This window comes from Scytonema hofmannii PCC 7110 (genome assembly GCF_000346485.2).
GTDB lineage: Bacteria > Cyanobacteriota > Cyanobacteriia > Cyanobacteriales > Nostocaceae > Scytonema > Scytonema hofmannii.
In genome coordinates, this window is record NZ_KQ976354.1 from 8,978,906 (window position 1) to 8,993,224 (window position 14,319).

General features: G+C 42.9%; 10 protein-coding genes. 8 read left to right on the plus strand and 2 right to left on the minus strand.

The genetic code is table 11. The annotated features are described in order from the left end of the window. Window positions 1-11: 11 nt before the first annotated feature. Window positions 12-719 carry a YdcF family protein gene (locus WA1_RS37945; RefSeq protein WP_017747994.1) on the minus strand — a complete coding sequence of 236 codons (708 nt, stop codon included), beginning with the start codon at window positions 717-719 and terminating at the stop codon, window positions 12-14. Between the two features lie 690 nt (window positions 720-1,409). Between WA1_RS37945 and ctpB the strand changes: the two genes are divergently transcribed. From ctpB to WA1_RS37960, 3 genes are all read left to right on the plus strand, one after another. Next, window positions 1,410-2,750, plus strand: coding sequence for a carboxyl-terminal processing protease CtpB (gene ctpB / locus WA1_RS37950; protein ID WP_017747995.1), 1,341 nt, complete (start codon window positions 1,410-1,412; stop codon window positions 2,748-2,750). A gap of 119 nt (window positions 2,751-2,869) precedes the next feature. Beyond that, window positions 2,870-3,832, plus strand: coding sequence for a glycosyltransferase family 2 protein (locus WA1_RS37955; RefSeq protein ID WP_017747996.1), 963 nt, complete (start codon window positions 2,870-2,872; stop codon window positions 3,830-3,832). A 357-nt stretch (window positions 3,833-4,189) separates the two neighbouring features. Next, entirely contained in the window at window positions 4,190-4,885 is a 696-nt protein-coding gene (locus WA1_RS37960) for a response regulator transcription factor (RefSeq protein ID WP_017747997.1), read from the plus strand. Window positions 4,886-5,387: 502 nt separating this feature from the next. On the opposite strand, the gene WA1_RS37965 is transcribed toward WA1_RS37960, so the two are convergent. Beyond that, on the minus strand, window positions 5,388-5,669 hold the full coding sequence (locus WA1_RS37965; protein ID WP_017747998.1) for an Npun_R1517 family heterocyst differentiation transcriptional regulator: 282 nt from the start codon (window positions 5,667-5,669) through the stop codon (window positions 5,388-5,390). Window positions 5,670-7,171: 1,502 nt separating this feature from the next. Here WA1_RS37965 and ndhM point away from each other — a divergent pair. From ndhM to WA1_RS38000, 5 genes are all read left to right on the plus strand, one after another. After that, window positions 7,172-7,522: an NAD(P)H-quinone oxidoreductase subunit M gene (gene ndhM, locus WA1_RS37975; protein WP_017748001.1), complete on the plus strand. Its 351-nt coding sequence runs from the start codon at window positions 7,172-7,174 to the stop codon at window positions 7,520-7,522. Window positions 7,523-7,631: 109 nt separating this feature from the next. Next, complete coding sequence (locus tag WA1_RS37980) at window positions 7,632-8,969, plus strand: esterase-like activity of phytase family protein (protein WP_017748002.1); 1,338 nt, start codon at window positions 7,632-7,634, stop codon at window positions 8,967-8,969. A 401-nt stretch (window positions 8,970-9,370) separates the two neighbouring features. Further along, window positions 9,371-11,743, plus strand: coding sequence for a PP2C family protein-serine/threonine phosphatase (locus tag WA1_RS37990; protein WP_081403166.1), 2,373 nt, complete (start codon window positions 9,371-9,373; stop codon window positions 11,741-11,743). 157 nt (window positions 11,744-11,900) lie between these two features. Next, window positions 11,901-13,487 (plus strand): CHAT domain-containing protein, encoded by a 1,587-nt coding sequence (locus WA1_RS37995; protein WP_017748005.1) that lies wholly within the window; start codon window positions 11,901-11,903, stop codon window positions 13,485-13,487. Between the two features lie 146 nt (window positions 13,488-13,633). Next, a complete protein-coding gene (locus WA1_RS38000) occupies window positions 13,634-14,281 on the plus strand; it encodes a hypothetical protein (RefSeq protein ID WP_017748006.1) in 648 nt (215 codons plus the stop codon). Window positions 14,282-14,319 lie beyond the last annotated feature (38 nt).

Consider the following 14,319-nt stretch of genomic DNA (forward strand, 5'->3'; position numbering starts at 1 on the left):
CTCCCTACTCCCTACTCCCTACTCCCTACTTTCCCCTGACGTTCGCACTTAAAACCCTGCTGTTGCCAAACATCCATCTTCACCTCAGCCAGTTTTGTGACGGAAGAACATTGCGGTTGAATGATGGGGCTTAACCCCGCCCATAATAAGCTGCGCGTTATATCTAATCCTGTTTTCAACCAAGACTCTTGATTACCAGGGACACCTTGCTCTTGAACAACTTCTGTTTCTACCCAAATACCTCGAGCACCAAAGAAAATCTGTGCCATCCATTTAGCTCTGGGCAAATGAGTAGGTGATGTAATCATTTTTACTTTATGCACTTTCCAATGACGTAAAATTGGAATACCATAGTAAAAATTCCCAAAAGTAGAATCTGCACATTTTTCTAACCAAACGTTTTGGATTTGGTCTGCTGCCTCCTGCTGAAAAATCAACCAAATACAGGGGTCTTGGGAACCGTGAGAGATAAGGATGGGAATTTGGGGGTATTGTTTTGCCAATTTGGCAACATAAATTTCTCGTCTTATGCTTCCACCAAGTACAAAAAAGGCATCTACTGGCTTGGAGGACGCAGAAATTAGGGTTATAGTGTTAAAAACCAGCAGGCTGGCTAGTACAAGGCAAAGTCCAAGAACTAGCCTTTGTAAAAATTGCCACTTTCTCCCGGACAGTATTGTCTTTGGGTTGAATCTACTGTTTGTTACTTGGCGTTTCATTAAGTACTTGATATCACCCTTTTTAGGTGAATTCTACTACACCGATCTAATTAGCTAAATGCTATCTTAATAGAGTCAGCACCCCGCACTAAAGTGACGGGGCTTCATGCCCCACCATTTTAGTTAGTTGCACCAGACTATCAGCCTTAAACAAGCTGGGTTCACATTAAGTGTTAAAGTTCTCACCTTGGGATGCGTTGCTAGTTCCAAGCTCTGAAATTGAGTAATTAAACAGTTTTACGAGGGGTAAGACAGTGTTGCTTGAAGAGTACCGGATGTGAACAGAGTCGAAGCTAACATCACTCCCGAAAGGGAAGGCTCGTAAGGGCAAAACTCGTATGCGTACAGAGAGAAAGATATCAGTTCATAATTGTCTGAGCGAAAGTACAAAACAAAAGTACACGGTATCAATCTCTCCAAGGCGGTATGGGTAACGGCAGTTAAAACTGCCCGCGTCGTGTTTCCTCCGTGGTCTAAAGACACACGGTTTCCACACTCCCGAAAGCTTTTAGATGAAGCTTGCGGAAAACGTGAGTTATGTTATAAGAACTGGTTGAACGGTGACTCAGTGTTCTTAAAGAAACATCAAGGAAAATTAATGAAGAAGGTTTACATAAACAGAAAAATCTATAGTCCCTGAAAAACCTGATTGCTACACTGTCAACAACACAATTATTCCAGCTAGTATACATGAATCAATCTGCAAAACGTCACTCGCCGCTCCAAGCAGCCCTGATTGGTGGAGCTATAGCTTCAACTGCCTCTCTTTCTGTATTTGGTCCGGTCTGGTGTCATTCGGTGCGTGCTGCACTTCAAGACAGCCCGAAAGCGATAGTTGATGAAGTCTGGCAACTGGTGAATCGTGAATATGTCGATTCTTCGTTTAACAGACAGGACTGGTTAGCAATTCGCCAGAGTTTGCTAAATAAAGATTATACCTCCCGTGATGAAGCTTATGTTGCTATTCGCGAAGCTTTGGAAAAATTGGGCGATCCTTACACTCGCTTTATGGATCCTCGACAGTACGAAGCCCTGACTAGCCAAACATCCGGGGAAGTCTCTGGAATTGGTATCCGGATGGAATTTAATGAAAAAACCAAGCAGCTCACTGTTGTAGAAGCTATTGAGAATTCTCCGGCGCTAAAAGCCGGCGTAAAAGCCGGAGACCTGATCTTAGCAATTGATGGCAAACCCACTCAACAAATGAAAGCGGAAGATGCCTCTAAGCTCATTCGCGGCAAATCCGGCACTATGGTAACTTTGCGATTGGGACGTGAAGGGCAGCAATCTTTTGACGTAAAACTAACACGAGCAACTATTGAAGTGCCGACAGTAAATTATACCTTAAAGCAAGAAGGTAAGCGGCGAATTGGCTACATCCGTTTGCGGGAGTTTAGCGCTCACGCATCAAGTCAAATGCGGCGGGCTATCCGCAATTTGAATGCTCAAAAAGTTGATGGCTTTGTGTTAGATTTACGCAGCAATCCTGGTGGTTTGTTACAAGCTAGTATTGAAATTGCTCGGATGTGGCTCGACAACGGAGCAATTGTTAAGACTGTAGACCGTAAGGGCGGTAGTGAGGAAACTAAGGCAAATCACACTGCTATGACAAATCGCCCCCTAGTTATATTGGTGGATAATAATTCGGCAAGTGCTAGCGAAATTCTCACAGGAGCACTGAAAGACAATAACCGAGCAGTCATTGTTGGCAGTCAAACTTTTGGAAAAGCTCTAGTACAATCGGTTCACGAACTTACAGATGGTTCTGGTGTCGCTGTCACCATTGCTCATTATTATACACCTAAAGGAACAGATATTAATCACAAGGGAATTGCCCCAGATATTAAATTAGACTTAACAGCAGCACAGCAGCGTCAGTTAGCGGCAAATCCCAATTTGCTGGGAACTCAGAATGACCCCCATTATGCGCGAGCACTTTCCATTCTATCCACTAACAGCCTTGCTCTGCCCGTACCACCAAAACAACCGTTACAGTCGTTGAGTAATAGCGCGAACGATTTGAAATTTTAGTAGGGGCGCGGCAGCCTTGCGCCCTTACAGTGGTTAGGGGCGCGGCAGTCTTGCGCCCTTACAGTGGTTAGTGGTAAACAACTCATGACTTTTGACCAATGACCAATGACAAATGACAAATGACAAAAGTTAACACAGCAACCACTAACTCTTTTTTACCAAAAGCTTCAGTAATTATACCTATTTATAACGGGGAAGCGGATTTACCAGAGTTAATATCAAATCTAGTAGATCAAACTTACCCAAAGGAGAAAGTAGAATATTTATTGGTAGATAACAACAGTAGCGATCGCACGACCAGTCTACTGCAAGCTGCTGCTGACAATAGTCCAATTACAATTCGTCCTTTAAGCGAAACTAAAATTCAAAGTTCTTACGCGGCTCGTAACGCTGGTATTCGCGCTGCGACTGGTGAGATACTGGCTTTTACTGATGCTGATTGTCGTCCGCAATCGGGTTGGTTGGAGTTACTCATTGCACCTTTTGTGAATCCAGATGTAGCGATCGTTGCTGGTGAAGTCTTGGCGCTGCACGGAACAACATTACTAGAACAACACGCAGACCGTCAAGACACCTTATCGCAGAAACACACCCTTGCTCATCCTTTTTATCCCTACGGTCAAACTGCGAACTTGGCAATTCGACGGGAAGCTTTTGAAAAAATAGGTTTATTTCGTCCTTATCTGACGACTGGTGGAGATGCAGACATTTGTTGGCGTATCTTACAGCACAATATGGGACGTTTGGAATTTGCTCCCGAAGCAATTGTCAAACATCGTCACCGCGTAACATTGAAAGAACTGGAAAGTCAATGGCGACGCTACGGGCGTTCAAACCGCTATTTACACGAATTGCATGGCGTGGAGTTAATGAGGGATATGAAGCCCGCAGAATATTTTTATCGAATAGGACGCTGGGTATTCAAGGAACTGCCAAGAGACACCATAAAAGCTTTGGTAGGTAAAGCTAGCCTTGTGGATATGTTGGGGACTCCTATTGGGTTATTTACGGCTAAAGCACGTGCAGCTGGACAAAAACATGCCCGGTTACCAGAAAACGCCAAAACCATTGAGTGGCTTTAACAATTTTGGATTTTGGATGCGTGGATTTGCTTGTGTTAATTTTTTATGAAATTTTCCTTTATACTGAGTTACGGTTATAACTTAGCCTCTAACAGTTGCAGACATAGTAAATAAATATACACAGATTTTCTTCAACTAGAAAAATTCGTTAACATACTCAAACTTAAAAGTCAAAACAAAAGATTTCTTCGTTATACCAAATTGAAAAAAGAATGCCACAGAGTAGGAGTGTGAAATTTAGTCTGGGTAATGCTTGCTCAATCCAAAATCCAAAATCTAAAATCCAAAATGGTATGAGTAGCTGATTGTCATCAAACTTCGCTAAATTGGAGAAAAGTAGCGCTAAAGGTACCGTAGATGGCAGGACAATTGTTACTGGTAGATGATGAGCCGGGATTGCGTGAAGCAGTGAAAGATTATTTGCAAGAGAGCGGTTTCAGCGTTCAGGTTGCCAGTAACGCCCGAGAGGGGTGGGAGTTAGTGCAACAGAACCTACCAGATTTGGTCATCTCAGACATTATGATGCCACAGGTGGATGGCTACCAATTCCTCAAGCAACTGCGGGATGACCCTCGTTTTCGGTCACTCCCCGTGATATTTCTGACTGCAAAAGGAATGACGACTGACCGCATTCAAGGTTACCAGGCGGGTGTTGATGCCTATCTGCCAAAACCTTTCGATCCTGACGAATTAGTTGCTATTGTAGAGAACTTACTGGAACGCCGTTCCTCTCGTACTCCCACACCGACTGAAGAGGGCGAAGCACCCAATATTACAGAACTGGCTAATCAGATTGCCCAAATTAAAGCTTTGTTAACTCAAAAAAATGCCATTTCTCAATCGCCAGCACCTTTTGCTATTGACTTAACTCCTAGAGAACAAAGCGTTCTCAACCTAGTAGCTGAGGGGCTAATGAATAAAGAAATTGCTCGGCGCTTGGAAACTAGCGTCCGAAATGTAGAAAAGTATGTTAGCCGTTTGTTTAGTAAGACTGGAACTAACAGTCGCACAGAGTTGGTTCGTTTTGCTTTAGAACACGGTTTGGCAAAGTGACACCTGACCAGTGACCAGTAACCAGTGACCAATTAGTCCCCGTATTAGAAAGTCGGGGACTTGAATAGTTTTCATAAGTTAAGTCATGGTGGAAGCACGTGTATAGGTGACCAGTTACGTATACGGTAAAAACCCCTGAATTTGAAACTGATTCATTATTCAAATCCCTCTCTTTTGGAAATTGGGATTGACTGCTCACTGGTCACTGGTTACTGGTTACTGGTCACTGTTTACGGTAGAAATGATTACCCTGAAATTTAAATTATTAGAAACATAATTCCGCTAAAAGGTGCGGATAACTGATATATCAAGTCTAAGTAGGCACCCACTGGTTTCCGTAATGCTGAGGGTGAAGGTAACTACTAGCTCTAGTACTAAGGTTGGTAAGGGCAAATAAAATAAGCCAAGTCATTGAGAGAACAAGTAAGCTTAGTGGCAAACTTAAAAAATTCACCTTTCTACACCCAAGGATAAGATTAGCCATGACATGGGATGTCGTTGACTACTGAGTGACGTCAGCCGCATTGCGTAAACGCATAAGCTGACGTCTCATTTGTGGAGAAGCTTTTAATTCGGAGACTTCCTGCGCCTTTACAGAAGCTTGTAACGTTTCTAAAAAGTCGTCAGAACCTTCAGTTAAAGCGTCTAGCAGTACTTGTAAAAGCTGATCGCGATCGCCTAAAAGACTTTTTTCCTCAATCAACCTAAATTTGAGATGTATTTCACACTCATAAACACCTACGTCGATGCTATTGACTTGGCGTGGTAATGCTTTGGAGTTCATAAATTTTAGGAGTCCTTCGCTAGTTGGTTATTTGGTTGAAGAGTGCTTAAACGTAAGCAGGTGTTCTTTATAATTTTTTCGACATCCAAAATGTTTGAATTAACGGTTTTTGTGTCTCAACAAACTTGGTCTTGCATTTTTCTCTCCTGTGTATTTTCCAGCCTGACTTTTTTTGTCGGTTTTTTGGTTTCTGCCCTAGCTATGGTTCAAGGAGACCATAAACTATTATTCAGTTTTTATGATTCTATACAATAAAGTTTCTGTAAGAAGTGGTTCTATCTTTTTAAAGGTTTTTACATCAACTTTATCTAAACGTCAATAACAGTTTGAGTTTTTACTGGATGGGCAGTGTTAATACGTAAGTAAATTCGCTGACTATTTTCTATCTAATGAAAGCCAAACATTGCGTTGACAGAATTCCGTAGAAATAACTAAATGTACAATTTTTTCATTTGACAAAAACAAGAGACATAAAAGAACAAAGCGAGTGGGTAAAATTTTTTCTGCTAAGAAACAATATTGACACAGATCAAATTATTCCAGTTAAATATTTAACCCCTGTTCTTTCCCTGCCTAACGAGACGCTTATGCTTGGTAGTTACACTTGAGAAACTTACCAGTAAAAGAGTACTACTCCTTTTTGTTAGATTGCAACACGGTTACAAAATTCTATTGGGCTAGAGCATCGGTACAGAAATCACAAAAACCAGGTTTCTTTGTAGAGACTAAGCATGGCTAGTCTGTACGCATACAAGATATCAAGCTTTGCAGGAGGGAGAAACCGGGTTATTTGCTCCCTTTTTAAATACTGTACCGATGCTCTAGGGGTTAAGGGCATTGGGCATTGAGAATAGGACATTGGGTATGGGAAAAGAATTATTCTCATGCTTGGCGGTGAAATTTTTGCCTTGGGACTGCTTTCACCTATCCCTCGCTGCCCTCTACTTCCTACCTTCTTCAAATGCCAGACCGCTACAACTCCTTTGTGGTTCCAAGCGAGACGAAAACAATCAATCCTCAAAAACTGACCAAGGGTCACTGCTCACTGCTCACTATCCTAAGTTTTGCGTTCAGCAATTCTGAGTTCTCCTCAAATCCTAGTTTAGAATGAGTGAGAGCAGATCACCGAATCATGAGGAGTACGTGAACTGGAGTAATGAGCGAGTAAAACGGAGTAATTCGTCTTACTGACTCCGCCATGACTCAACGAGTGAACCAGTTTCACTCGTTACCTGTAAGGGTTTCAGTCCGCTTAAAGGTCATGACTTAATAAGGTTAGCCAGCCTTAAGCGTCGGGGAAGGAACATGGCCACGTCACGATGGTGCAACACCGTAACCTACCAACAAGCCTTTAAGCAGTGTCGAGGCAAACAATACCCCGCTTTGGGTGCGCTCAAATGAGCAAACGGTGTAGTTTGGGGTGGCGGTTAAGTCCGATTCACCCCAGATCACTCCAAATAATCCCAAAATAATGAAACCTAGTAGCATGACTAAACAGATCCATGGACAATTCAATGCTAGTTAAGTCCACAACTCGGCACATCAAGATTTTTGCTGGTGAGATAGATCCGGAAGGGGAACTGGTTCCCAGTAGTCAGGTTTTAACCCTAGATGTTGACCCAGATAATGAATTTAATTGGAACGAAGATGCTCTTCAAAGAGTTTATCGGAAATTTGATGAATTGGTAGAAGCATATAGCGGTGCAGATCTGACGGACTACAACCTACGTCGCATTGGTTCGGATTTGGAACATTTTGTGCGAGGTCTTCTCCAGAAAGGCGAAATCAGCTACAGTCTCACCGGACGTGTTGTTAACTACAGCATGGGTCTTCCTCAAGTTGTAACTGACTAGAGGGATTAGGGAGTAGGGAGTAGGGAGTAGGGAGTAGGGAAATTACTAATTTCCAGTCCCTAACCCCTAACCCCTAACCCCTAACCCCTACCCCCTACCCCCATTCGCAATGTCCAAAATTCTCAGATTTGTGACTGTCCTGTTAATATTGCAGCCTGTATGGATATTTGTTGTTTCGCTTAACTCCTCGGTGAATGCGGCTGAACTTATCGGACGTGCTGTTTTAAGTGCTGATACTTTTGCCCCTGGACCAACTACGGGTCTTTTCAAGAAAACAAACCGCACGACTCCTTTTATCAACGCACAACCAGTACAGGGTTTTTCTGGTGCGATCGCTCTTGCCAAACAAGGTACATATCTGGTCATTTCAGATAACGGTTTTGGAGCAAAAGCGAATTCCCCCGACTACGTGTTGCGTATTTACGCAGTGGAACCGGATTTCGCGACAGGTAAAGTTTTTCCCGTCAATGTACAAACTGGTGAAAGACTTCAAAGCTTTAATCGTCAGAGTTTTATAGAATTAAATGACAGAAACAGAAAAGTTAACTTCTCTATTGTTGCCGATTTAACTTCTTATCCAAATAGTACAAATTCAGTCAGCAAGGTTATCAAAGATAATCGCTTACTGACTGGAGGTGATTTTGATACTGAATCTTTCCGTCAGCTTAACGATGGGACTTACTGGATTGGGGATGAGTTCGGTCCGTTTTTGCTACACGTGGGAAAAGATGGAGCACTTTTAGATTCGCCAGTTCCTTTGCCCATGCTTTTGAAAAATGATAAGTTAAATTATGTAAAATCTCCAGACCATCCCGATTTTGCTAATATATCAGATGATAAAGCAAGAGTAGCCGCCGCTAACCTTCCCGGTTCTAAAGGGTTTGAAGGCTTGGCACTAAACAGTAGCGGTACAAAACTTTATGCGATGCTAGAAGGGGCATTAGTGCAAGAGCCGCAAAAAAAACGCCTGTTAATATGTGAATTCGATCTAGCTAGCAAACAGTATTCTGGGAGAATTTTTCCATATCTTATGGAAGATGACCGTCACGCCATAGGAGATCTGACAGCTATCAACGATCAGGAGTTCATTGTTATAGAACGGGATAACAACCAAGGAGATCCTAACAACCCAGCATTTAAAACACCTGCCAAGTTCAAACGCCTCTACAAAATCAATATTACGAAGACGAATAAAGAAGGTTTTGTAGAGAAAGAGTTATTGGTAGATTTATTAAAAATTCGAGACCCTAAAGGAATCGGCGGTCAATACACTGTCAACGGTGTGTTTGCTTTTCCTTTTGTGACTATCGAGACTATACTGCCTGTAAATAACACAACATTATTAGTTGTTAATGACAATAATTATGCTGATACCAGGGGTCGGAATCCCAAACAGATAGATAACACAGAATTTATTTTAATCAAGATCGATCCTGTTAATTTTTGATGAAGTTTGTTGAATCGGTAACATTTGCTGAAGAAAATTTAGATAAACTTTCATTAAGAAAACTTACCACAGAAATGCGAAGTTTTTGATAATCTGGTAACAATAGCTTAATATCTTTATGTTTTTCAACTTACAATCATTAATGGAGAGGTGTCGAAATTAACTATATGCCTCAGACAACAGGGGTTATGCAAGTAAACTCAGTTCATATTGTTGCATACAGTCATGCAGACAGGGTATCTATTGCCATAGTAGGGCAAATTTTTCAGAACACTTTGCACCCTAGTTTTGTCCGCAAGTTAAAATCGCGATCCAAAATTGGATATATCAAAAGTGGTAAGAAGTACCGCTAAGTATATGCTGTTGAGAAAATGCCAATAGAGCCGATCGGTGCGAAGACTATGGAAAATGACGCGGCAATGCTCTGCCCAAATGAATCCTGTCAGACTCCAAACTCCCTGACATCAAAGTTCTGCCAAAAATGCTGTACACTTTTGCCCAAGCGCTATCTTTGGGCAGCAGCAGATGGTGTAAGCGTGGCTCAGCCAAAAGAGTTATTAGCCGATCGCTATTTAGTCATCAGCAAATCTGTTCTTTTAGATACTAAGCCTGGGAACCCGCCTCAAACACCAGATGTAGAAAGTTTGCCAGCAGTTAGACCATACCTAAGGTTATTTCCCTATCGGTTGTATCTACCGCAAGTGTATGGAGTATTACAACTAGAAGGAACGGCAAGCAGAGAAATCTTACTGCTAGAAAAACCACCACTCTGTACCAACGATACAGCCGACTTGTATGTTCAATTAGAAAGTGAGCTAACCACGGCTTGGCAAGCAGCAACCTCAATGCGCCAACTGAATTGGTTGTGGCAAATAGCTCATTTATGGCAACCTTTAGCGAGTGAGGGCGTAGCTTCAAGTTTATTGACCCCATTTGTGCTGAGAGCAGAAGGTCCGTTGGTGCGGTTGCTGGAACTGCGCTATGACAAAAAAAACCCCAGTTTGGCAGAATTGGGGGAATTTTGGCAGCAGCAATTAGGGGAAAAGACCAAACCGGCGATCGCGGAATATGTCAAGGACGTGTGTCGTTCTTTAATAGCTCAAGAGATTAAATCGGGAGAGCAACTCGTTGCAGTTTTAGACAAAGGGCTAGCAGAAGTTGGCAAGTGGCAAAAACCCACAATCAAAATTTCTACGAAAAGCGACATCGGACCCAATCGTCCGCGAAACGAAGATGCTTGCTACCCGCCTAGTGGAACTGTTGTCAGCAAACCACCACAACAAACAGCAATAGCGATCGTTTGCGATGGGATTGGCGGACACGAGGGAGGAAGTGTAGCGTCAAATTTGGCAATTGAAACAATCCACCAGCAGATGCACGATCTGGTCAACATTCCTCCCGACCACATCAGCCCTGCAAGTCTTCTAGAGGACTTAGAACGAGCCGCCGCCGTTGCCAACGACAAAATTAGCCAACGCAATGACAGCGAACACCGACAGGGACGTCAGCGCATGGGTACAACCCTAGTGATGGCATTGCCTGTTGCTCACGAAATGTACATTGCTCACGTTGGTGACAGCCGCGCTTATTGGATTACGCGAGCCGGTTGCTACCAGGTAACACTAGACGATGATGTTGCTTCGCGAGAAGTGCGGTTGGGCTATGCTACATACCGGGATGCCGTGCAACAGGGAGCATCTGGCTCATTGGTACAAGCTTTAGGCATGAGTGCCAGCAGTTCGTTACATCCAACTTCCCAGAGGTTTATCCTTGACGAAGATAGCGTTTTCTTATTGTGTTCGGATGGTTTGAGCGATTTTGACCGTGTAGAACAGTACTGGGAAACAGAAATTTTACCAATTTTAGAGAGAAATTTGGATATAGCCAGTGCTACAGGTAAATTAGTGGAAATCGCCAACAATCAAAATGGACATGATAATGTCACGATCGCTTTAGTCCACTGTCAAGTTCAATACTCAGAGCCGCAATCAGCGATCAAACCGGCGAGCGTGGATCTTTCTACTATAGGAGTCAACAATCGCCCCACTGTATTGCCACAAGAGCGCGACCACAATCAGAAAACTGAAGTAGCTACTGCCGAGCAGCATCCTAAATTCAATATTTCGCCACATCTGATAGTTCTTCCAATACTATTGTCGGTAGCTGCGTTATTAGGATTACTGGCATGGCAGCAAAATTGGTTTTCTCTTCTTGCGGGAAAAGTAAACATACCAAATTCTGGTGACATCTCACCACCATTCCCCGATCTTTCCAACAGCCCCTTAGGTGAGGATGCAAAAGTTATTATGACCAACCGCCAAGAGTCTTTCAAAACAATTACATCATCAGAGAGTAATATTAATCTTCCCTCAGGCAGTATTTTGCTAGAAATTCCGCCACGATTGGCAACAGCCAATAATCCAGCCAATCAAGCTTCGGATGACGTTTATCTTAAAGTTTGCTCTGTTGGCGGAACACCAAATCGGTCAAATTCCTCGGAAAGAGCGGATAACGATTTAGTGGTGAACTCCCCATCACCGCTTCCAAAAAACCAACTTTTGAAAGGGCAAACAGTCAAAATTGATGCCTCCAAATATAAAGATTTAAATTTTCCCCAAGCAACACAAACTCAACGGAAACAATGTCAGCCACAGTCATCCAAACCAAAAACGTCACCTGAAGGAGATTCATCTGGTGAAACGGAAGCTCCTGTACCTACGGCTTCCACTCAACCAAAACCAACTACAGGTGCGAAGAATTCATCAGAACAGTAGCACTGAGTCAAAAAATCGATAAACTGGTAGAAGCCTGAAAAATAAGGGTAATAACTTTAGATAAAAAACTTGAAGGGCATTCGTAAATTGCCTTTTAAAATTGTTATTTGAAATTATTGGACTTGACCTGTTTAGATTAGCGAAGATAAACGAATCCATGCCATCTTTAAACCTGGCGATCGCCCGCCTCGTTAGTACCGGCACCGACAGTTTTGCCATTTGGGTGGTGAATGCTCCCAACCCCAGTGGCTATGTTTTGCGTGACTGTCTGTGGCCTCCTCTTCTCTCCCAAGCTTGGCAAGAGTGGCAGGCGATGTTTTCCGGTCATAGTCGCTTGGATATTTCCCCAAGAACAACACCTCCACCAAAAACTCCACTTCCCCTTGATGCGATTACACCGCCTATCGGTCAAACCACCAGTTACAGCAGTCGTTTGATGCAATTCTTGGGCATTAGCTTGTGGAGTTGGGTGTTTGATGGAGCAATTCTCAATAGCTTTGAACACAGCCGTGGTTTGGCAGCTGGTCAACATACTCGGCTGCGAGTTCGGTTGGAAATTCGCGACCCGGATTTGATTGCCTTGCCTTGGGAAATTATGCAGCGCGAAGCAGGTCAATCAGCAATTTCACTTTCGCAACACATACTCTTTAGTCGCACCACCAGTCAAGTAGAATCTCTACCATATTTACGAGCCGACCAAGCACTTAACATACTTTTGGTTTTAGGTCAAGATGAAAAGCTGCAATTAGATAAAGAAGCAGCGATTTTAGAACAAACTCTTTCTAACGGTTCTCTCATAGGTAGTCATTACAGTGGCTATGCACCTTGCATGGTGACAACACTCCTGCAACCCACTCCACAAGAGTTGATTCAACAACTAGAAACGAAAGCATACAATATCTTGTTTTACGCGGGACACGGTCTACCAGGACCAGATGGAGGATTACTCTTTTTACGACAACAACCAGATTTAACCCTCAATGGTATGGAGTTGGCACAGGTTCTCAACAGTACAGGTGTAAAATTAGCAGTTTTGAATTCCTGTTGGGGAGCGCAACCCGCTCAAAGCAATCACCAGGCCATTCCTTACAGCAGTTTGTCAGAGGTACTCATACGTCAAGGGGTACCAGCCGTTTTGGCAATGCGAGACGAAATAGCAGACCGTGAAAGTCACACCTTTATTCAAGCCTTTGCCCATGCACTGCGATCGCGTAAACCCATTGATGAAGCTGTCGCAGAAGCCAGACAACAACTTCTGACAATTTACAAATTCAATCAACCCGCTTGGACTTTACCAGTCCTTTACCTACACCCAGACTACAACGGCGAATTGATTAGAAGTTTTGACGAAAGTATTACAGAACTCCCAGAAACCTCTATCCCCGGTATAGCTTCTATGCTTCCCAATGCTTCCTTAAGGTCGCTTTCTGTAGGAGGAAAAAGTTGGTCGCTTCGACCGGGAATCACTCGTATCGGTCGCACTACAGAAAATGATATTGTCATACCAGAACCTTCGGTTTCCAAACGGCATGCTGAAATTTTGTGTCGCAATACTTTTACAGGTGCTAGCCCAGTACGGACTTATTATCTGCAAGATTTATCCACTTATGGTACAACCTGGATTTTACGCACTAATGGTTGGCAACAAATCCACCGTCAGGAAGTCCCTCTACAATCTGGGATGCAGTTAAAGTTTGGAAGTACAAAAAGTCAACCTTGGGAATTTATTATTGACAATGCTTAACCTTAAATTGAAGTACGCATTCTCAACACAGCATCATTTGCCGGAAAAAAATTCATTTTTTCGGTAAATCTAATTCTTTTGCGGAAAACAGACTGAGGCAGCTGTAGCTGTCATTACCACAACATGCACAACAAGGAAGGCGACAAATGGTTAACAATATCAACAGTTCCAACACTTTCAAAACATCACCAGTAGAACTAGAACTCCTACATACACTCTTAGAAGATGAAGATGCTACATATCCTTGGAACCCCAGTGACGAACAATCTGATGACTACTATTTGCAAATAGAGCAGCAGTTCCAAATGGAGGATGTCCTTAATGAAGAACTGGCAATGCGCTCAAAAACTTTCTATAACAAATTAGATACACTCTGGTCTGGCTTATTTAATTCTGAACACTACAAGCATAATACAAAGTCTGCTTTTTTATCTGAACTTCAACAAACTTTACAAGCAAGTTTTGCCAATCGCATACCTCAAGACTGGCTCAAGAGTATTGCCCAAAAAGCAACCGAGATGTTTAATTCCACTCAACCCATTGGCGAACAACTCGTACAGTGCGTTCAAACTGTATTACCTCAATGGGATGCAGATGACCTGTTTGTTATGGCACGTCCCCTAGCATTTGCTATGAGAAGCGGCACAACTCAAAATGAAAACTCCGTAATTGATATGGTTGGAAACCGCGAATGGACAAATCTCTCAGAAATTGAAAAAGCCAAAGTTAGTATGGCGATCGCTTACTATGCGATCGACCAACTCAACAGCATTCAGGAAACACTTGACCAGTAACCAGTGACCAGTGACCAGTGACCAGTCAGTAAGAGAAG

Coding starts and splice junctions, on each gene's coding strand:
- WA1_RS37945 (WP_017747994.1), bottom strand. CDS start 719: ATGAAACGCCAAGTAACAAACAGTAGATTCAACCCAAAGACAATACTG.
- ctpB (WP_017747995.1), top strand. CDS start 1,410: ATGAATCAATCTGCAAAACGTCACTCGCCGCTCCAAGCAGCCCTGATT.
- WA1_RS37955 (WP_017747996.1), top strand. CDS start 2,870: ATGACAAAAGTTAACACAGCAACCACTAACTCTTTTTTACCAAAAGCT.
- WA1_RS37960 (WP_017747997.1), top strand. CDS start 4,190: ATGGCAGGACAATTGTTACTGGTAGATGATGAGCCGGGATTGCGTGAA.
- WA1_RS37965 (WP_017747998.1), bottom strand. CDS start 5,669: ATGAACTCCAAAGCATTACCACGCCAAGTCAATAGCATCGACGTAGGT.
- ndhM (WP_017748001.1), top strand. CDS start 7,172: ATGGACAATTCAATGCTAGTTAAGTCCACAACTCGGCACATCAAGATT.
- WA1_RS37980 (WP_017748002.1), top strand. CDS start 7,632: ATGTCCAAAATTCTCAGATTTGTGACTGTCCTGTTAATATTGCAGCCT.
- WA1_RS37990 (WP_081403166.1), top strand. CDS start 9,371: ATGGAAAATGACGCGGCAATGCTCTGCCCAAATGAATCCTGTCAGACT.
- WA1_RS37995 (WP_017748005.1), top strand. CDS start 11,901: ATGCCATCTTTAAACCTGGCGATCGCCCGCCTCGTTAGTACCGGCACC.
- WA1_RS38000 (WP_017748006.1), top strand. CDS start 13,634: ATGGTTAACAATATCAACAGTTCCAACACTTTCAAAACATCACCAGTA.